This window comes from Vibrio sinaloensis DSM 21326 (assembly GCF_000189275.1).
Lineage (GTDB): Bacteria > Pseudomonadota > Gammaproteobacteria > Enterobacterales > Vibrionaceae > Vibrio > Vibrio sinaloensis.
In genome coordinates, this window is the sequence record NZ_AEVT01000067.1 from 91,826 (window position 1) to 110,276 (window position 18,451).

An 18,451-nucleotide genomic window follows, 5' to 3' on the forward strand; every position below is an offset into this window, starting at 1 on the left:
GGGCGACTGTAGCAACCAAGGATGGGTGTGACTAACGAAAAAATAATACCGTGACGACAAAAATTATTTATCGATAGAAAAAGAGTGGCAATAAAAAAGCCAGCTAATCTGAGCTGGCTTTTTGGATAAGTTTTTCTAATGGAATGTTGCTAGTTTAGCAAATTACGCCTTTTCAGGAATAGCCTCTAGCAGAGCAACCATTTGATCCCAGAATAGGGCAACGGTATCAATCTTCACTTTCTCATCTGGTGAGTGAGGGAACTTAATCGTTGGGCCGAAAGAAACCATGTCCATGTTCGGGTATGGCTCTTTAAACAGGCCACATTCAAGACCTGCATGGATGACCATGATATTTGGTTTGTGGCCGTAGATGCCTTCATACATATCACGGAAGATGGCCATGATTTCTGAATCTGCATCAGGTTTCCAACCTGGGTAAGCCCCAGAGAATTCAATGCTTGCGCCTGCTAGCTCAGCAACAGAAGCCAGCATGCCTTCTACTTGTTGGCGACCAGAGTCGATCAGCGAGCGAACAAGGCATAGCACTTGAATTTGGTTTTCTTCAGTGGTGATAACGCCCACGTTTAGAGATGTCTCGACTACGCCTTCGATTTCGTCGCTCATGCGGATCACGCCATTTGGACATGCATTTAGCGCTGCGATGAAACGTTGTTGGTCTGCAACCACTAGAGCGTGAGCGTCAGTGTCGATGGCTTCATTGAACGAAACGATGTCAGTTTCTACTTTACCTAGCTCAGTTTTTAGCAGGTTAGTGTAGAACTCAAACAGTTCCGCCAGTTTAGCTTCATTTTCAGCAGGAACAGCAACCGTCACGAATGCTTCGCGAGGAATCGCATTACGCAGGCTACCACCACGGAATTCAACCAAGCGCAGATCAAGCTCTTGTGCGTGACCAGCTAAGAAGCGTGCAACAAGCTTATTTGCGTTCCCACGGCCTGTGTGAATGTCACAACCAGAGTGGCCACCCTTCAAGCCTTTGAGAACGAGCTGACGAGTAATGTAACCTGCTGGAATAGCTTCGCGTTTGATATCGAAGGTCATTTCACCATCAATACCGCCAGCACAACCCATGTAGACTTCGCCTTCTTGCTCTGAGTCTGTATTAAGAAGGATGTCACCTTCTAACCAACCCGCTTCAAGACCAAAGGCGCCAGTCATCCCCGCTTCTTCATCAACGGTTAATAGAACTTCGATAGGGCCGTGCTTAATGTCCGTTGAAGCAAGTACGGCTAAACAAGACGCCATGCCCATGCCGTTATCTGCACCCAGAGTAGTGCCTTTGGCTGTTACCCATTCGCCGTCGATGTATGGTTGAATTGGATCTTTGGTGAAGTCATGATCTGTGTCTTCATTCTTCTGAGGCACCATATCAATGTGCGCTTGTAGAACGACCCCTTTTTTGTTTTCCATGCCTGCTGTCGCTGGCTTCTTAATGAAAACGTTACCTGTTGGGTCACGACGAACCTCTAGGCCTTGCTCCGTCGCCCAGTTAACAATGTACTGAGCAAGCGCTTCTTCATGTTTAGAAGGGTGAGGGATAGAACAGATCTTATCGAAAAACTGCCATAGTGGCGCAGGTGATAAGTTGCTGATTTCAGAATGGAATTCAGACACGGATGACTCCTTATAAAGAATAATGCCAGATCATATAGTTAATAAAATGACTAATGTGGAATATTTCACTATTAATTGGCAATTAAGTAGGAGCACAGAATAGCACTACCTGAGTTAAGCGTGTAGTCCAACAGGAAACGAAATATTTCGGTGCTATCACAGAACGCGGATTCTTTGTCTAACCTGTTAGGTGATCGTTTTCGTATCAAGTGTAATGTTCAAAAAACAATAAATTGATATAAGTGTAATTTAATTACAATATTTACTTGATCTAGGTCAGTTTAGAAAGTTTTTGTGATTTTTGTCACTTTAATACTTGTAATTAAATTTCTTTGGGGTATATTTATAACCAACTTCGAAAGCGAAGAGAAAATGCTCAAAGGATGAGTCCGATTTGTCGCCTCCAAGGAACCGAGAAATCAATATGTTTAATTTGTTTTAATTGATTTAGAAGGTGATATTTATGAAAGGTTTACCAAGTGCAGCATTCTGGCTAAACAACTCTGTTTACACAGGCAGCTTTACTTACCCAACAAGTTTCGGTTACTAACACCTACACTTGTTACTCTCGAACAAGTTTGTTCACCCCTATATATTGGAATTTTTTTACAGCCTTATATAGCTGACATGATTCAACCGCCACTCAATTTGAGTGGCGTTTTTTTATCTGTACATTTGGCTGGTTAAAAAAACACCACAAACCACTGCTTTTCTCGCAACCCATTGAGCTCTCTGCATATTATTCGCATAAACACATATCCACTGACGGACTTCCGCGACCAAGAATATTGAAAATTTACTACATGGTGTAAAAAAACACCGGTGGGTAAAAAGGGGGAGTTCGTATCTTATCCTTTGATATTTCGGCACTATTACCAGCGTATACCGCAAAAATGGACCTTAATCGGCATAATAGCCTGCAGAAATATTGATTAGAGTGTTAATTCTATCTGGAATTTGAGATTTGATAACTTTATAATTCGAGCCAATCGATTACGCAACCGTTTACTTTTTACCTTTTTAGGATTCGATCATGTTCGAAAAACTGTTCAAACTCAGTGAACACGGAACTAACGTAAAAACTGAGATCATCGCAGGTATCACTACCTTCCTCACCATGGCATACATCATTTTTGTAAACCCAGCGATGCTTGCTGATGCAGGTATGGATAAAGGTGCCGTGTTTGTTGCGACCTGTTTAGCAGCGGCTATTGGTTGTTTCATTATGGGCTTTGTTGCCAACTACCCGATTGCTCTTGCTCCTGGAATGGGGTTGAACGCCTTCTTTACTTACGGTGTTGTATTAGGCATGGGCCACTCATGGCAAGTGGCATTGGGTGCTGTGTTTGTTTCAGGTATCATTTTCATGGCATTGAGTGTGTTTAAGATCCGTGAATGGATCATCAACTCAATTCCAATGTCTTTGCGTACTGGTATTTCTGCAGGTATCGGCCTTTTCTTAGCATTCATTGGCCTGCAAAACTCTGGCATCGTCGTTGATAATCCGGCAACGTTGGTGGGTTTAGGTCATATCACCAATTTACAACCTGCATTAGCCGCGTTAGGTTTCTTCCTAACCATTGGCTTGGTTTACCGTGGTGTTCGTGGTGCGGTGATGATCGCGATTCTAATCATTACTGTGATTGGATTGTTGCTCGGCGATGTACAGTGGGGCGGTATTATGTCGGCTCCACCGAGCGTTGCGCCTACGTTCATGCAGATGAACATTGCAGACGTGTTCGAAGTCGGCATGATTTCTGTGGTGTTTGCGTTCTTATTCGTTGACCTCTTCGATACTGCTGGAACCTTGGTTGGCGTCGCCACTAAGGCGGATCTGATCAAAGAAGATGGCAAGCTACCTCGCCTAAGTAAAGCGCTTTTAGCTGACTCTACTGCGACGTCAGTAGGTGCAATGATCGGTACTTCTAGCACAACCTCTTATGTGGAATCTACCGCTGGTGTTGCGGCGGGTGGTCGTACTGGTCTTACGGCAGTCGTGGTTGGTGTTTTGTTCCTATTGGCATTGTTCTTCTCGCCGTTAGCGGGGATGATTCCAGCTTACGCGACGGCTGGTGCTCTGTTCTACGTGGCTATTTTGATGATGTCCGGACTTGTTAGCATTGATTGGCGTGACTTGACAGAAGCCGCTCCAGTGGTTGTGACTTGTCTACTGATGCCTTTGACTTACTCAATCGCGGAAGGGATTGCACTTGGTTTTATCTCTTACGCAGCGATTAAAGCCTTAAGTGGTCGTGGACGTGAAGTTTCTATCAGTGTTTGGGCTCTCTCAGCGGTATTTGTGATCAAATATTTAGTGGCTTAAGCGCAGTCTAAGCGAATAGCTAGTTGATAAATACCTGTCGCCATAGCGGTTTACTGCTATGGCGACTGTTTTTTTGAACTAAGGCAGAATTCTCCATTGGTATTGTAGGGCGCTTCCGTTAAAATAAACGTTTGCGTCGCTTTTCCCCCATATATTTGCCTGTTGCAATTTGGTCACTAACGACATTTGTGGGGATGCAGATTTTTCAAATATTAGGTTATTACAATGGCTAAGAAATTCATTATCACTTGGGACCAAATGCACAGCTACTGCCGTGAATTGGCAGAAAAACAGATGCCAGCAGAGCAATGGAAAGGTATTTGGGCGGTAAGCCGTGGTGGTCTTGTTCCTGGCGCAATTTTAGCGCGTGAACTGGGTATCCGTCATGTGGATACAGTTTGTATCTCAAGCTATGACCACGATCACCAACGTGATATGACAGTGGTTAAAGCACCTGAGGGTGACGGTGAAGGTTACCTAATTGTGGAAGATCTCGTAGACAGCGGAGACACGGCCCGCAAGCTGCGTGAGATGTATCCGAAAGCAAAATTGATCGCAGTGTGTGCAAAACCTGCGGGTGTTGAATTGCTGGATGATTACGTTGTTGATATCGCTCAGGAAACTTGGATCGAACAACCTTGGGATATGTCTATCCAGTACGTTGAGCCAATCAATCGCAAGCAAAAGTAGTCGTTTTGCCTGAAAGGCAACAGATTCTTGATAAATGACCCTTTATTGGGTCATTTTTTTTATTACTATTTAAGAAACTCTTTTAATTAGGTCACACCCATGTCTGAGGAAGTCAGCAAAAACCTATCTGAAACGCTATTCGCCAACCATAAACAAGCGAAAGAAACCTCTGCTCTTACGCAATATATGCCGAGCAGTAATAGCTATCTGGACGAGAAGCGCGAGCAAGAAGGTTACAAGTGGTATCGCAATTTGCGACGTATGCAATGGGCTTGGCAAGGATTAGATCCTATTGAAATTGAAGCAGTATTGGCGAAAATTGCCGCATCTCCTCATTCTCGAACCCAGGATCAGTGGCTAGATACGGTTATGGGTTATCACAGCGGTAACTGGACCTATGAATGGACCAAGTTAGGTATGCTGCATCAAAAACGCTCTGGTACTTTAAATGGTGAAGAAGCCGCAGATGAGCTGTTCAACGCATCGCTCTGTTTTAGCATCGCTGGCTACCCACACCTCAAAAACGATAATTTGGCAACCCAAGCGCAAGTGCTAGCCAGTAACGCGTATACCGAAGCGACGAAGAAGACTAAGTATATTGTTAAGCGGTTAGAGATTCCGTATCAGAAAAAACGCATCGTTGCTCATTTGCATTTGACGAGCACTGAGAAACCGCAGCCAGTGGTCATGGTCAGTGCCGGACTTGATAGTTTGCAAACCGATTTGTGGACGTTATTTCGCGATCATTTCGCCAAAAGAAACATTGCCATGTTAACGGTTGATATGCCGTCGATCGGTCATAACACTCACTGGAATCTAACTGAAGATACGTCTGTGCTTCATCAAGCGGTATTGAACGAGCTTTATTCGATCCCGTGGGTTGATCACCATCGTGTTGGATTGATTGGTTTTCGTTTTGGCGGTAATGCTATGGTGCGCTTGTCCTTTATGGAGCAAGAAAAGGTGAAGGCGTGTGTCTCACTCGGTGCTCCCATTCATGATGTACTTTCTTCGCCAGAAAAACTGAAGAAAATGCCTAAGATGTATTTGGATGTATTGGCTTCTCGCTTGGGGAAAAGCGCGGTCGATATTCACAGTCTTTCTAGTCAATTGATGGCTTGGTCTCTTAAAGTACAAGGCATACTGTCAAGCCGTAAGACTCGCGTTCCGATTTTAGCGATGAGCTTAGAGGGAGACCCTGTTTCACCATACAGTGATAACCAGTTAGTGGCTTTATTTAGTGACTATGGAAAAGCGAAGAAAATAAGTGCCAAGACAATTACACAAGGATATGAGCAATCCCTCGATTTAGCGATCAAGTGGCTAGAAGATGAGCTAATTAGATGACATTTCGAGTATTTTAGACGACACTGATATTAAGGCGTACCTAAACTTATAAGTCCTGTGCGCCTGTAATAATAAATTCAGTGATGAATATGGAGATTCATAATGTCTGATACTACCAAAACCCCAACCCACTATCGTTTACTTTCGGTCCTTCGCGCTATCGGACCGTATTTACGAGAATCGCAAAGTGAGGAAGGGGCCTATTTGTTTGACTGCTTGTCTGTCTGTGTAGACGATAAAAAATCACCCGAACAACGAGAGTTTTGGGGCTGGTGGTTAGAACTAAAGCAGGAAGGGGATGCTTATCAAGCGCGTTATCGTATTGGTCTGTACGATATCAGTGGTGAGTGGCAAGACAAAAAGATCCCTAAAAAAGCGGTTGAAGATGTTAACCGTACACAAGAAGCATTTCACCTGAAGCTTGTCGAAACATTGCAATCTGAGTTTGGAATTCCGATTCAGATGCATCAAGAATCAGTCGAATTTGTTTAATTTTCACTAGTTATCTTTAATCCACTACAAAAAGGCGCGTTTTCGCGCCTTTTCTACTTGTGAATTTAGCGTTTGATTGCTAAAACATCAGGTCTAATCAATCTTTATCTCAACAGATGTGTGAGTCAGATTGTGACGATTGATATTTATTTCATAGTAGAAAGGCAATGAATCAAGAAAGCGGAAAAACGCAGCAGGCAAAAACTGTTGTTGTGAAACTAGGTACCAGCGTATTGACTGGTGGAACGCTCGCATTAGATCGTGCTCATATGGTTGAGCTAGTCCGTCAATGTGCAGAGCTTAAAAAGCAAGGCCACTCTGTGGTTATGGTTTCGTCTGGCGCAATTGCAGCTGGTCGAGAGCACCTAGGTTACCCCGCATTGCCCAACTCTATGGCCAGCAAGCAATTGTTGGCTGCGGTTGGCCAAAGTCAACTTATCCAAACTTGGGAATCTTTGTTTGCGATTTATGGCATGAAGATCGGCCAAATGTTACTGACTCGCGCTGATTTGGAAGATCGCGAACGCTTCTTGAATGCACGCGATACCATCAATGCTCTTGTTGAAAATGACATCATTCCGGTGGTTAATGAAAATGATGCGGTCGCCACCAGTGAGATAAAGGTGGGCGACAATGACAATTTGTCCGCGTTGGTTGGGATTTTGTGTGGCGCAGATAAGTTACTCTTGCTCACGGATCAAAAAGGCCTGTTTACCGCAGACCCACGTAAAGACCCAAATGCGGAGTTGATCAAAGAAGTTAAAACCATTGATGACACACTGCGTAAGATTGCTGGTGGTAGCGGTACTACTTTGGGCACTGGCGGAATGGCGACCAAGCTCCAGGCTGCAGATATTGCCCGTCGTGCGGGGATTGAAGTCATCATTGCCGCAGGTAGCGCGCCAAATGTCGTTTTTGATTCGTTAGGTAACGCGCCACAAGGTACGCGTTTCCTACCCTGTGAAGAGGCGTTAGAAAACCGCAAACGTTGGATTCTAGCTGGTCCTGCGACATCGGGTGACATCATTATCGACGATGGTGCCGTGAACGCAGTGATTGAGAAAGGTAGCAGCTTGCTGGCGAAAGGGTTAACTGAGGTTACCGGTGAGTTTGCTCGCGGCGACGTCGTTCGCGTGACCAACTCTCAAGGCAAAGTTGTTGCGCGCGGTATTGCTAGCTACTCAAGCTTAGACATGGCAAAAATTGTCGGTAAACACAGTAAAGATATCATTGGAATATTAGGTTATGACTACGGGAATGAAGTGATTCACCGTGACGATATGGTCGTAATCCAAGAATAAGGAATTGTATTGTGGAACTGATTTCTATGGGTAAAGCGGCTAAAGAAGCGGCTTTCCAACTGGCAACTGCGTCAACGGCGCAGAAAAATAAAGCGCTGGCTATCATTGCTGACGAATTAGAAGCAAACGCGGACGTCATTCTTGCTGCGAATGCTAAAGACATCGAAAAAGGACGCGAAGCGGGCCTTACCGAGGCGCTTCTTGACCGTTTGTTATTAAACCCAGAGCGTTTAACTGGTATCGCGAACGACGTTCGTAATGTGATTAGCTTAAATGATCCTGTTGGCAGTGAACTAGACAGTAAAGTGCTAGAAAATGGTATGTCTCTGTCTCGACGTCGCGTACCGCTTGGTGTGGTTGGCGTCATTTACGAAGCGCGTCCAAATGTCACCATTGATATTGCTGCTCTGTGTTTGAAAACGGGTAATGCCAGCATTTTACGTGGTGGTAAAGAAACGTTCTTCTCTAACATGGAGTTAGTGAAAGTGATTCAGTCGGCACTCGCAAAAGCGGGTTTGCCAGCAGCGTCGGTACAATACATCGAAAAGCCTGATCGTGAGCTTGTCTCTCAGCTGCTGAAGCTGGATGAGTATGTCGACATGATCATTCCTCGTGGCGGCGCGGGTTTGCACAAGATGTGTAAAGAAAATAGCACGATTCCTGTCATCATTGGTGGCTTTGGCATCAGCCACATATTCGTGGATGAAAGTGCAAATCTTGAGAAGTCGCTCAACGTGGTCGAAAACTCGAAAGTACAGCGCCCGTCAGCCTGTAACTCACTGGATACACTCCTTGTACACCAACAAGTCGCGGCGGAGTTTTTACCTATGTTAGCAGAGCGCTTTGCTGACAAGGTTGCACTTGTGGCTGAACCAAAAGCAAAGGCGCTGTTGTCAAACGCACAACAACTGCGTGATGCGGGAGACGGCGATTTTGATACCGAATGGTTAAGCTTCACATTGGGAGTAAAAGTGGTTACGGATGTGAAAGAAGCGATTGACCATATGCGAATTCACAACGCGAGCCACTCTGATGCGATCATGACCAATAGCCTAGAGAACGCTGAAGTGTTCATCAATTCTGTCGGTTCGGCAGCAGTATACGTGAACGCTTCGACTCGATTTACTGACGGTGCGCAGTTTGGACTCGGGGCTGAAGTTGCGGTTTCAACTCAGAAACTTCACGCTCGCGGACCAATGGGGTTAGAAGAGCTAACCAGCTACAAATGGGTCGGTAAAGCAAATTACTTGCCGCGTAGTTAACAAAATACTTTAAAGATTGATTGAAAAAGGGGCTAACTGGCCCCTTTTGCTTTTCTTCAAATCAGGAAATCCGCTACACTAGCTTGCACTTATATGGAGGTGATATGCATTGTCCTTTTTGCTCAGAGAACGATACAAAAGTGATCGACTCGCGTTTAGTCGCGGATGGCCATCAGGTTCGACGTCGTCGACAATGTCTGGCTTGTAGCGAGCGTTTTACTACGTTTGAAACCGCCGAGTTGGTGATGCCAAGAGTGATTAAGTCGAATGGCAATCGAGAACCATTTAACGAAGACAAAATGGTCGGTGGTTTACAGCGGGCGCTAGAGAAGCGACCAGTGAGCGCTGATGCTGTTGACGTATCAATCAGTTGGATTAAATCTCAACTGCGTGCCACGGGGGAACGAGAAGTTCCGAGTGAAATGATTGGTAATCTAGTGATGGACCAATTAAAAGAGCTGGATAAAGTCGCATACATTCGCTTTGCGTCTGTATACCGTAGTTTTGAAGATATTCGAGAGTTTGGTGAAGAAATTGCCAGACTTGAAGACTAGTAGGGTCGACTCATGGCGCAGTTTTCCTCGATAGATTTCCAGATGATGTCTCGTGCCATTGATTTGGCAAAAGGCGGCGTTTACACGACTGCGCCTAACCCCAATGTTGGCTGTGTCATTACACGCAACGAAGAGGTTGTCGGTGAAGGCTTTCACTATCGTGCCGGAGAGCCACATGCTGAAGTGCATGCGCTGCGTATGGCTGGAGAGCAGTCTGTTGGCGCAACAGCGTATGTCACTCTAGAGCCTTGCTCTCATTACGGCCGTACACCACCATGCGCAGAAGGTTTGATCAAAGCTAAGGTCGCTAAAGTTATTTGCGCCTCACAAGATCCCAATCCCCAAGTTGCAGGACGAGGCATTAAAATGCTGCGTGATGCGGGTATTGAAGTCGAGGTTGGCTTGCTAGAGCAAGAAGCATTAGCGCTCAACCCTGGCTTTATTAAGCGGATGAAAACTGGGTTACCGTATGTGCAGTTAAAAATGGCGGCCAGCCTAGATGGGCAAACTGCACTGGCTAATGGTCAAAGTCAATGGATTACCTCGCCTCAAGCTCGTCAAGATGTCCAGCAATGGCGTGCACGCAGCGGTGCTATTCTGTCTACCAGCAAAACGGTCATTGAAGACAACGCGTCTTTGAATGTGCGTTGGTCTGAGTTACCAGAATCTATCCAACAACGATATTCTCAAACAGACTTAAGGCAGCCTACTCGAGTGATTTTGGACAGGCAAAATAAGCTCACGCCCGACCTGAAACTATTTCACTCTCCCGGAGAGCGCTTGGTGGTCTCAGAGCATGGCGAGGTTGCTATGTCATTGAACGAGCAACAGCAGATAGACCTTGAAGCAACTTTGGCTTGCCTTGCCCAGCAGCACAATATCAATCATGTTTGGGTCGAAGCAGGGGCAACGTTGGCTAGTAGCCTCATTCGAGAGCAGCTTGTCGATGAGCTGATTCTCTATTTCGCCCCTAAACTCATGGGCAGCGATAGCCGAGGCTTACTCGGTGCACTAGGATTAGAGTCAATGACGGATGTTATTGATCTCAATATTAAAGATGTAAGACAAGTTGGCAAAGATATTCGCATCGTCGCCAGCATTGCAAATAAAGAACGTTAATCATGTTTACAGGTATAGTTGAAGCAGTCGGAACCTTGACTGCTATTACGCCAAAAGGCGAAGACATCAGTGTCACGGTAGAGGTGGGCAAGCTGGATATGGCCGACGTCAAGTTAGGTGACAGTATCGCGACTAATGGCGTATGCCTAACGGTTGTTGATTACAGTGCGACAAGTTATACCGCTGACCTATCACTCGAGACACTACAAAAAACGGGCTTTTCAGCGTATCAAGCGGGTGACAAAGTGAACCTTGAAAAGGCCATGTTACCAACCACTCGTTTCGGCGGGCATATTGTTTCCGGCCATGTCGATGGTGTTGGTGAAATCGTTGAACGTAATATGGTCGGCCGTGCCATCGAGTTTTGGGTCTCCATGCCTGAAGAGATTGCTAAGTACGTGGCAGAGAAAGGCTCGATAACCGTTGATGGTATTAGTCTAACCGTCAATGCATTACGTAAAAATGCTTTTAAGCTGACGATTGTGCCTCATACTGGGGAAGAAACGACGATTGCTGACTTTCATGTGGGACGCAAAGTGAATCTCGAGGTCGATGTTCTGGCACGTTACATGGAAAGATTATTGACCAGCCAGCGAGATGAGCAGCCTCAATCAAGCATTACGATGGAATTCTTACAACAGAATGGATTTGCTTAGCTAACACTCTCATCATACTCAGTATTTAGCCGCTAGAAGCCGAAATAGGAACGCAAAGATGCCAATTAGTACGCCACAAGAAATTATCGATGATATCCGCCTTGGAAAAATGGTTATCCTTATGGACGACGAAGATCGTGAGAATGAAGGTGACTTGATCATGGCTGCGGAGCATGTCACTCCAGAAGCTATTAACTTTATGGCTATGCATGGCCGCGGTTTGATCTGCCTGACCATGACCAAAGAACGCTGCGAGCGTTTAGGCTTACCGCCTATGGTTCAAGATAATAATGCTCAATACACCACGAATTTTACCGTGTCTATTGAGGCAGCAGAGGGCGTGACAACGGGCATTTCAGCGGCAGACCGTGCACGCACAGTGCAGGCGGCAGTAGCGAAAGAAGCCAAAGCCGCCGATCTTGTCCAGCCGGGACATATCTTCCCACTGGCGGCGCAAGAAGGTGGAGTGTTAACTCGAGCAGGTCATACTGAAGCTGGCTGTGACTTAGCTCGCCTGGCAGGTTGTGAGCCTGCTGGCGTAATTGTTGAAATTCTTAATGATGACGGCACAATGGCGCGTCGACCAGATCTGGAAATTTTCGCTGAAAAACACGACATTAAACTTGGCACCATTGCCGATTTGATTGAGTATCGCAATAACACGGAAACCACTATCGAAAGAGTTGCTAAGTGCAAACTGCCGACAGAATTTGGTGAATTTGACCTTGTGACTTACCGTGACACGATTGATAACCAGATTCACTATGCCTTATGCAAAGGCGAGTTGAATGGCGAGGCGCCGTTAGTACGCGTTCACTTACAAGATACGTTTACTGACCTTTTGCACAGTGACCGCAATGCAGAGCGGAGCTGGACGCTTGATGCGGCAATGAAGCGCATCGGACAAGATGGTGGCGTTCTGGTCGTATTAGGCAATGAAGAGTCGAGCGATCTTCTGATTCACAGAGTGAAGATGTTTGAAGCGCAAGACAAAGGCGAAGCGCCAACACTTGCCAAGAAGCAAGGTACATCGCGTCGTGTGGGGGTTGGCTCTCAAATACTGCAAGATCTTGGTGTCCATGATATGCGCTTACTGTCGTCGGCGGAGAAGAAGTATCACGCCTTAGGTGGCTTTGGTCTGAATGTCGTGGAATATGTTTGTGAGTAGTCGCTCACTAGGCTGATTCCGAGCAGAGGGCAAATACTGAGAAGTATTTGCCCTCTTTGTTTTCAATCTGTTGTGAAGTGGGTGAGTAATGCTAAATTTCCATTAGATATTGCTCACAGAATTGTGCTAGAATCCGGCGATTCTCACTTGATGAACATAGTTAAAGGAAGGCTTATGAAAGTGATCGAGGGTGGCTTCCCAGCGCCAAACGCAAAAATTGCTATCGTTATTTCTCGTTTCAACAGTTTTATTAACGAAAGTCTATTGTCTGGTGCAATCGATACTTTAAAACGTCATGGCCAAGTTAGCGAAGACAACATTACCGTTGTTCGCTGCCCAGGTGCAGTTGAACTCCCTCTTGTTGCTCAACGCGTCGCTAAGACAGGTAAGTTCGATGCTATCGTATCTTTAGGTACGGTTATTCGTGGCGGCACTCCACACTTTGACTATGTTTGTAGTGAATGTAACAAAGGTCTTGCGCAAGTTTCTCTGGAATACAGCCTTCCAGTAGCATTCGGCGTATTGACGGTTGATACAATTGACCAAGCAATTGAGCGCGCAGGAACCAAGGCTGGTAATAAAGGTGCAGAGGCTGCACTAAGCGCACTTGAGATGATTAACGTTCTTTCTGAAATTGATTCCTAATGGGGGCCAGTGTGAAACCAGCCGCACGTCGTAATGCACGTCGATTTGCTTTACAAGCAATCTACTCTTGGCAAATTACTAAAGAAAATGTTGCTACGATTGAGGAGCAGTTTTTGTCAGGTGGTAAGTATGATGAAGAAGAACATCATGCCTCTGAGCCTGCACTTTCTACTCCTGATACAGATGTTGCATACTTCCGTGACCTACTAACAGGTGTTGTGCTAAGTCACACAGAGCTAGATAGTAAGATTCGTCCATATACAGCGCGTCCAATGCAAGATCTCGATATGATGGAGCTTGCGCTTCTTCGTCTTGCGATGTACGAAATGACACGCCGTGAAGATGTGCCTTACAAAGTGGTAATCAACGAAGCGATTGAGCTTGCAAAAGTGTTCGCCGCTGAAGAGAGCCACAAATTCGTTAATGGTGTGCTTGATAAAGCAGCACCACACGTTCGTAAGAAGTAATCGAATTTCGAATATCAAAAGGTCAGCACTTGCTGACCTTTTTTATTTGCTCAATACTAGCCGCAATCAATAAACGAATTAGAACTTATGTCGGGTGAATTTAATTTAATCGAAAAGTATTTTGTTGGGCGTCAAATGTCGCGCAGTGATGTGCTATTGGCTGCCGGTGATGACTGTGCATTAGTGACAGTACCGCAAGGGCTGTCTGTCGCAATCAGTACTGACACCCTAGTTTCAGGCACTCACTTTTTGCCAAGCGCTGATCCTGCATTGGTTGCGCACAAAGCCTTGGCTTCTAATATCAGCGATCTTGCTGCGATGGGGGCAACGCCAGCTTGGGTTTCATTTGCCTTGACGATGCCTGAAGCAGATGAAGCTTGGCTTGCGCCTTTCTGTGAGGCCTTTTTTCAGTTAGCGGATTATTTTGGCATTCAGCTTATTGGTGGTGATACGACCAAAGGACCTCTGAGCTTAACACTAACTGTGCAAGGGTTAGTCGATCCCGCAAAGGCGTTACGTCGCGATGGAGCTCAAGTCGGGGATTGGCTGTATGTCACGGGAAACTTAGGCGACAGTAAAGCTGGACTTGACGTTATTCTTCACCCTGAGCAGGGCAGTAAACCTTTCGCCAGTGAGCTGGAAAAGCGCCATTACCTTACTACTCCTCGAGTGCTAGTAGGCCAAGCGCTGCTAGGGTTAGCAAGCTCAGCCATTGATTTATCTGATGGTTTGATCTCCGACATCAAACACATTTTGCAGCGCTCAGCCGTTGGAGCAAGTATTGATGTGGGCAGCTTACCCGTGTCTCCTGAGCTTACTCAGTTTACTGGCGACGCCGAATTGGCGCTGCAATACGCTTTAACCAGTGGTGAAGAGTATGAGCTTTGCTTTACCGTCCCTGAGCAAAATAAAGGCTCTATAGACAGTGCATTGGCACATTGCGGGGCCAAGATAACCTGTATTGGTCAAATTCGTCCTCAAGGTGTATTTGAGCTGCACAATAACGGCAAACCTATCGATTGGTCACTCAGTGGCTACGACCATTTTAAGTAAGAGCAAATCATGACGAACCCTCTTTCCCTTATTTCTTTAAAAAATCCTTGGCACCTACTGGCGACTGGTTTTGGAAGTGGTCTATCTCCGATTGTTCCAGGAACTATGGGGACCTTGGCTGCGATTCCTTTTTATTTGCTGCTGGTTCAACTACCGCTGCCACTGTATGTTATTGCGGTGATTTGCTCGTGTGTCATTGGTGTCAAGATCTGCCAAATTACCTCAGATGATATGGGCGTTCATGACCATGGCTCTATTGTTTGGGATGAATTTGCTGGCTTGTGGATCACTATGCTGGTGGTGCCTTTATTCAATCTCTCCGCGACGGATTGGAAGTGGCTGTTGGCCGGTTTCGTGTTGTTCCGTTTTTTTGACATGGTTAAACCATGGCCAATTGGCTGGTTAGATAAACGTGTGCACGGTGGCCTTGGGATTATGCTCGACGATATTGTAGCGGGTGTGATGGCTGGAGTGGCGCTTTATTTGGTTGGTAAATATGCAGGCTGGTTGGTTTAGGCGTGTAGTACACTAAGCCAGTAAACGCCAACGATAGAAAAGGGTTGGTGATAATCACCAACCCTTTCAAGTTCTTCAGCCTATTTCAGCTTGTCTAAATCTGCTTCGATTTCTGCAATTTTGCTCGATACGACTTTTTCTAAATGGCGTAGATCAGACAAAATCTTTTCTTTTACATCTAACTCAGCAGGTTGCTCTGGTTTAGTGATTTTGTTCAGTTCATCAATCACTAAGGTCAAGTTGCGGTTAATTTCTGTGACCTCTTTGTATTGATGGCTGCCACTATCAACGAGGACGTTTTTTACCTGACGTGGGTATTTGAACTTAACACTCTTCGCAAACAGCTCTCCTTTTTGCTTACGAAAATAGATTTTTAACACATCCTTGTGCGCTTCTTGACGGAGTGAATAGCGCTCAATCTGTTTAGGATCATGAATACCTAAACCAGTGAGGTGTGGAAACATAGGCTACCTCTTTTAAGTGTGTTTTATTAACTGATCACTTGTTAATGTAGCAGCCTATTCACGTTGTAGATAGTTGATTTTTCGAGCAGTGTATCAACTTGTGGTCAAGATCGCTTAAGGTGCTAATTCTGCAACATTAGTCACTAATAGCTCTCTCAGTTGCTGTTCTTCAGTTTCGGTTAATTTTCCACCATTTTCACTGGTAATGATAAATAAATCCTCTGCGCGCTCTCCTATCGTGGTGATCTTTGCTGCATGCAGGTGAATTCCTAGGTCGGCAAAGGTGGCACCGACAGTCGCAAGAAGCCCCGGAGTATCCAGTGCAACAAACTCCATTAAGGTGCGCTTCTTACTTTTAGTCGGCAAGAAGTCAATCTTAGTCTTAACCGTAAAGTGCTGTAAGTTACGTGGAACTCGGCGCGTCTTGATTTTGGTTGGCCGACCATCTTCAAGCACGTGTGCCAAGTGCTTGATGACCGCTTTATGTCTGCTTTCATCGATCACTTCACCATGCTGGTCGAGAACCATGAAGGTATCAAGTACATAGCCGTCTTTACTCGTCATAACTTGTGCATCATGAACGTTAAAGTTGCGGCGATCGAGCTCTGCAACAACAGAAGCAAACAGGGCGTGTTGGTCTTTGCTGTAGACAAACACCTCTGTCCCACCACGGGTGGCTTTTTTGGAAATGAGGATCAGAGGTTTGGTGTGATCTTCATGGCGCAGTAAGTTCATGCAGTGCCAAGCAATCTGTTTGTGGGTGTGGCGTAAAAAGTAATCGGCTTTAAATCGTTGCCAAAGGACTTCAATCTCGCGGGCAGTAAAGCCTTCTTTACGCAGCAGAGCTGAGGCGAGATGTTGGTTATGGCGTATCCTTTCTCGTACATCGACTGGGTTTTCTAAACCGCGACGCAGGGCTCTTTGGGTAGAATAGAACAGCTCTGCTAGCAAAGTTCGTTTCCAACTGTTCCACAGCTCTGGATTGGTTGCACAGATATCAGCGACCGTTAAGCAAACCAAGTATTCTAGGTACTCTTCATCTCGAACTTGTTTCGCGAACTCGGTAATCACATCGGGATCGTAGATGTCACGCCGCTGAGCGGTCACAGACATGAGTAAGTGATGACGAACCAACCAAGCGACCAGTTTCGCCTCTGGTTTGGATAAGCCGTGCTCAATACAAAACTCGTAAGCTTCTCCTTCACCGATCACTGAGTGATCACCTCCGCGTCCTTTGCCGATATCGTGGAAAATTGCCGCAATGATCAACAGCTCTTTCTTTTGAATCCTTGGATAGACTTCGCAACAGATAGGGTGTTTGTCATGATTCTTGGCATAGCTGAAAGTATTGATATGTTTCAATAAGCGGATGCTGTGTTCGTCAACGGTGTACACGTGGAACAAGTCGAACTGCATTTGGCCAACAATTTGGCTCCATTGGGGCAGGTAGGCGGCCAAGACTCCTAACTTATGCATAAGGCCAAATGCTTTGTGCAGCGCGTTCGGGTGACGGCACAGTTCGAGAAACTTTTCTCTGGCTTCAGGTATGGTATGGAGAAACTTGTTCAATCGACGGCGAGCAGTGCGCAACTGGCGCATGGTGGGCGGCGCCACGCCTTCAATAGTTGAGTCGTTAGCAATGTGCAAAAACATATCGAGTATGGTTTCTGGGCGAGCCTGAAATAGGGCTGGCTTCCTCGCCTCGATAAGCGGACCACGACGTAAAAAGTCTTCACTGAGGATTTCAGGCTCTGCTTCGATACCGTTATCCAAAATCGCTTGATCAAACAGCTTGAGTAGCATCTTGTTGAGTTCAGCGACACGACGCAGAGTTCGGTAGAACTCTTTCATCATCATTTCCACACCGCGGTTGCCTTCACCAGAGAAACCAAGACTTTCGGCAACCTGGGCCTGATGGGCAAACGTCAGTCGATTATCATAACGTTTCAACTCAATATGCAGGGCGAAGCGAACACGCCAGAGGAAATCTTGGCACTCAACCAGTTCACGATACTCCGCATCGGTTAGAAAGCCATAACGGCTCATTTCGAGTAACGAGGTTGCACCAAAGTGACGTCGGGCAATCCAACTCAGAGTGTGAATATCGCGTAAGCCTCCCGGTGTCGATTTGATGTCTGGCTCAAGGTTATAGGTAGTATCGTGATAGCGTGCATGACGTGCCTTCTGCTCTTGAATCTTCGCTTTGTAGAAGACTTCACTGGGCCAGAAAGACTCTGAGTGAATCACCATTTTTAGCTGATAGAAAGTATCTTCGCAGCCACATAACAAACGCGCTTCCTGCAAGTTTGTCGCGACGGTCAAATCTTCTTTACCGATTGTTGCGCACTCTTCGACACTGCGCACAGCATGACCGACTTCCAGACGGAGATCCCATAGCAGCGTAATGAACTCACTGACTTTGCCTGCTAATGCTTCAGGCAGTGTTTTGCGTGAGATAACAAGAATATCGATGTCCGATAATGGGTGAAGCTCACCGCGGCCATAACCGCCTACTGCGACGAGGCTGATGTTCGGTAAATCGGCAAATCCGTAGTGTAGCCACAGGCGGTTGAGTAACAGATCGATGTATTCCGCACGGCCAAGCACTAAGTCAGTGACGGGGTGGTGATTTAAGAATTCACTTTTTTGGTGGTCGGCGAACGTTTCTAGTTGGCTTTTGAGCTCAGCGATGGTGATTTGTTCATCATCAAAGGTCAATGGAGATTGAAAGGGCATACAGCGAGTCCATGCAAATTAGT

General features: G+C 45.9%; 17 protein-coding genes. 14 read left to right on the forward strand and 3 right to left on the reverse strand.

What is annotated here, in order from left to right:
* Positions 1-162: 162 nt before the first annotated feature.
* Positions 163-1,635 (reverse strand): aminoacyl-histidine dipeptidase, encoded by a 1,473-nt coding sequence (locus RH45_RS11925; RefSeq protein ID WP_008077469.1) that lies wholly within the window; start codon positions 1,633-1,635, stop codon positions 163-165.
* Positions 1,636-2,668: 1,033 nt separating this feature from the next.
* Between RH45_RS11925 and RH45_RS11930 the strand changes: the two genes are divergently transcribed.
* The 14 genes from RH45_RS11930 to pgpA all read left to right on the forward strand — a co-directional run bounded on the left by RH45_RS11930 (position 2,669) and on the right by pgpA (position 15,228).
* Positions 2,669-3,958 carry an NCS2 family permease gene (locus tag RH45_RS11930; protein ID WP_008077470.1) on the forward strand — a complete coding sequence of 430 codons (1,290 nt, stop codon included), beginning with the start codon at positions 2,669-2,671 and terminating at the stop codon, positions 3,956-3,958.
* 225 nt (positions 3,959-4,183) lie between these two features.
* Complete coding sequence (gpt, locus tag RH45_RS11935; RefSeq protein WP_008077471.1) at positions 4,184-4,648, forward strand: xanthine phosphoribosyltransferase; 465 nt, start codon at positions 4,184-4,186, stop codon at positions 4,646-4,648.
* Positions 4,649-4,747: 99 nt separating this feature from the next.
* The gene (gene frsA, locus RH45_RS11940; protein WP_008077472.1) at positions 4,748-5,995 is read left to right on the forward strand and encodes an esterase FrsA; all 1,248 of its coding nucleotides are present in this window, start codon (positions 4,748-4,750) and stop codon (positions 5,993-5,995) included.
* Between the two features lie 102 nt (positions 5,996-6,097).
* The gene (crl, locus tag RH45_RS11945) at positions 6,098-6,487 is read left to right on the forward strand and encodes a sigma factor-binding protein Crl (RefSeq protein ID WP_008077473.1); all 390 of its coding nucleotides are present in this window, start codon (positions 6,098-6,100) and stop codon (positions 6,485-6,487) included.
* Positions 6,488-6,654: 167 nt separating this feature from the next.
* Positions 6,655-7,788 (forward strand): glutamate 5-kinase, encoded by a 1,134-nt coding sequence (proB, locus tag RH45_RS11950; RefSeq protein WP_008077474.1) that lies wholly within the window; start codon positions 6,655-6,657, stop codon positions 7,786-7,788.
* Positions 7,789-7,799: 11 nt separating this feature from the next.
* Positions 7,800-9,050, forward strand: coding sequence for a glutamate-5-semialdehyde dehydrogenase (locus RH45_RS11955; RefSeq protein ID WP_008077475.1), 1,251 nt, complete (start codon positions 7,800-7,802; stop codon positions 9,048-9,050).
* A 104-nt stretch (positions 9,051-9,154) separates the two neighbouring features.
* Entirely contained in the window at positions 9,155-9,604 is a 450-nt protein-coding gene (nrdR, locus tag RH45_RS11960; protein WP_008077476.1) for a transcriptional regulator NrdR, read from the forward strand.
* Positions 9,605-9,616: 12 nt separating this feature from the next.
* Positions 9,617-10,723 carry a bifunctional diaminohydroxyphosphoribosylaminopyrimidine deaminase/5-amino-6-(5-phosphoribosylamino)uracil reductase RibD gene (gene ribD, locus RH45_RS11965; protein ID WP_008077477.1) on the forward strand — a complete coding sequence of 369 codons (1,107 nt, stop codon included), beginning with the start codon at positions 9,617-9,619 and terminating at the stop codon, positions 10,721-10,723.
* A gap of 2 nt (positions 10,724-10,725) precedes the next feature.
* The gene (locus RH45_RS11970) at positions 10,726-11,379 is read left to right on the forward strand and encodes a riboflavin synthase (RefSeq protein ID WP_008077479.1); all 654 of its coding nucleotides are present in this window, start codon (positions 10,726-10,728) and stop codon (positions 11,377-11,379) included.
* Between the two features lie 58 nt (positions 11,380-11,437).
* On the forward strand, positions 11,438-12,547 hold the full coding sequence (ribBA, locus tag RH45_RS11975; RefSeq protein WP_008077481.1) for a bifunctional 3,4-dihydroxy-2-butanone-4-phosphate synthase/GTP cyclohydrolase II: 1,110 nt from the start codon (positions 11,438-11,440) through the stop codon (positions 12,545-12,547).
* A 174-nt stretch (positions 12,548-12,721) separates the two neighbouring features.
* Positions 12,722-13,192, forward strand: a complete 471-nt coding sequence (gene ribH, locus RH45_RS11980) for a 6,7-dimethyl-8-ribityllumazine synthase (protein ID WP_004415274.1) — start codon at positions 12,722-12,724, stop codon at positions 13,190-13,192.
* Positions 13,192-13,659, forward strand: a complete 468-nt coding sequence (gene nusB / locus RH45_RS11985) for a transcription antitermination factor NusB (RefSeq protein ID WP_005473507.1) — start codon at positions 13,192-13,194, stop codon at positions 13,657-13,659. The genes ribH and nusB overlap by 1 nt, the downstream gene beginning before the upstream one ends.
* Before the next feature lie 87 nt (positions 13,660-13,746).
* Positions 13,747-14,712 carry a thiamine-phosphate kinase gene (gene thiL / locus RH45_RS11990; RefSeq protein ID WP_008077491.1) on the forward strand — a complete coding sequence of 322 codons (966 nt, stop codon included), beginning with the start codon at positions 13,747-13,749 and terminating at the stop codon, positions 14,710-14,712.
* Positions 14,713-14,721: 9 nt separating this feature from the next.
* On the forward strand, positions 14,722-15,228 hold the full coding sequence (gene pgpA, locus RH45_RS11995; protein WP_008077492.1) for a phosphatidylglycerophosphatase A: 507 nt from the start codon (positions 14,722-14,724) through the stop codon (positions 15,226-15,228).
* 80 nt (positions 15,229-15,308) lie between these two features.
* Here the strand turns inward: pgpA and RH45_RS12000 are convergent, their stop codons facing one another.
* Together RH45_RS12000 and glnD are read right to left on the reverse strand one after the other, a co-directional pair.
* Positions 15,309-15,692: a DUF3461 family protein gene (locus tag RH45_RS12000; protein WP_008077494.1), complete on the reverse strand. Its 384-nt coding sequence runs from the start codon at positions 15,690-15,692 to the stop codon at positions 15,309-15,311.
* Between the two features lie 114 nt (positions 15,693-15,806).
* Entirely contained in the window at positions 15,807-18,428 is a 2,622-nt protein-coding gene (gene glnD, locus RH45_RS12005) for a bifunctional uridylyltransferase/uridylyl-removing protein GlnD (RefSeq protein ID WP_008077496.1), read from the reverse strand.
* Between the last annotated feature and the right edge of the window lie 23 nt (positions 18,429-18,451).

Bases quoted from the DNA above. Each gene is read 5' to 3' on its own strand.
- gpt (WP_008077471.1), top strand. From the start codon at position 4,184: ATGGCTAAGAAATTCATTATCACTTGGGACCAAATGCACAGCTACTGC.
- nrdR (WP_008077476.1), top strand. From the start codon at position 9,155: ATGCATTGTCCTTTTTGCTCAGAGAACGATACAAAAGTGATCGACTCG.
- glnD (WP_008077496.1), bottom strand. From the start codon at position 18,428: ATGCCCTTTCAATCTCCATTGACCTTTGATGATGAACAAATCACCATC.
- RH45_RS12000 (WP_008077494.1), bottom strand. From the start codon at position 15,692: ATGTTTCCACACCTCACTGGTTTAGGTATTCATGATCCTAAACAGATT.
- ribH (WP_004415274.1), top strand. From the start codon at position 12,722: ATGAAAGTGATCGAGGGTGGCTTCCCAGCGCCAAACGCAAAAATTGCT.
- pgpA (WP_008077492.1), top strand. From the start codon at position 14,722: ATGACGAACCCTCTTTCCCTTATTTCTTTAAAAAATCCTTGGCACCTA.
- crl (WP_008077473.1), top strand. From the start codon at position 6,098: ATGTCTGATACTACCAAAACCCCAACCCACTATCGTTTACTTTCGGTC.
- frsA (WP_008077472.1), top strand. From the start codon at position 4,748: ATGTCTGAGGAAGTCAGCAAAAACCTATCTGAAACGCTATTCGCCAAC.
- RH45_RS11930 (WP_008077470.1), top strand. From the start codon at position 2,669: ATGTTCGAAAAACTGTTCAAACTCAGTGAACACGGAACTAACGTAAAA.
- RH45_RS11970 (WP_008077479.1), top strand. From the start codon at position 10,726: ATGTTTACAGGTATAGTTGAAGCAGTCGGAACCTTGACTGCTATTACG.
- thiL (WP_008077491.1), top strand. From the start codon at position 13,747: ATGTCGGGTGAATTTAATTTAATCGAAAAGTATTTTGTTGGGCGTCAA.
- nusB (WP_005473507.1), top strand. From the start codon at position 13,192: ATGGGGGCCAGTGTGAAACCAGCCGCACGTCGTAATGCACGTCGATTT.
- ribBA (WP_008077481.1), top strand. From the start codon at position 11,438: ATGCCAATTAGTACGCCACAAGAAATTATCGATGATATCCGCCTTGGA.
- ribD (WP_008077477.1), top strand. From the start codon at position 9,617: ATGGCGCAGTTTTCCTCGATAGATTTCCAGATGATGTCTCGTGCCATT.
- proB (WP_008077474.1), top strand. From the start codon at position 6,655: ATGAATCAAGAAAGCGGAAAAACGCAGCAGGCAAAAACTGTTGTTGTG.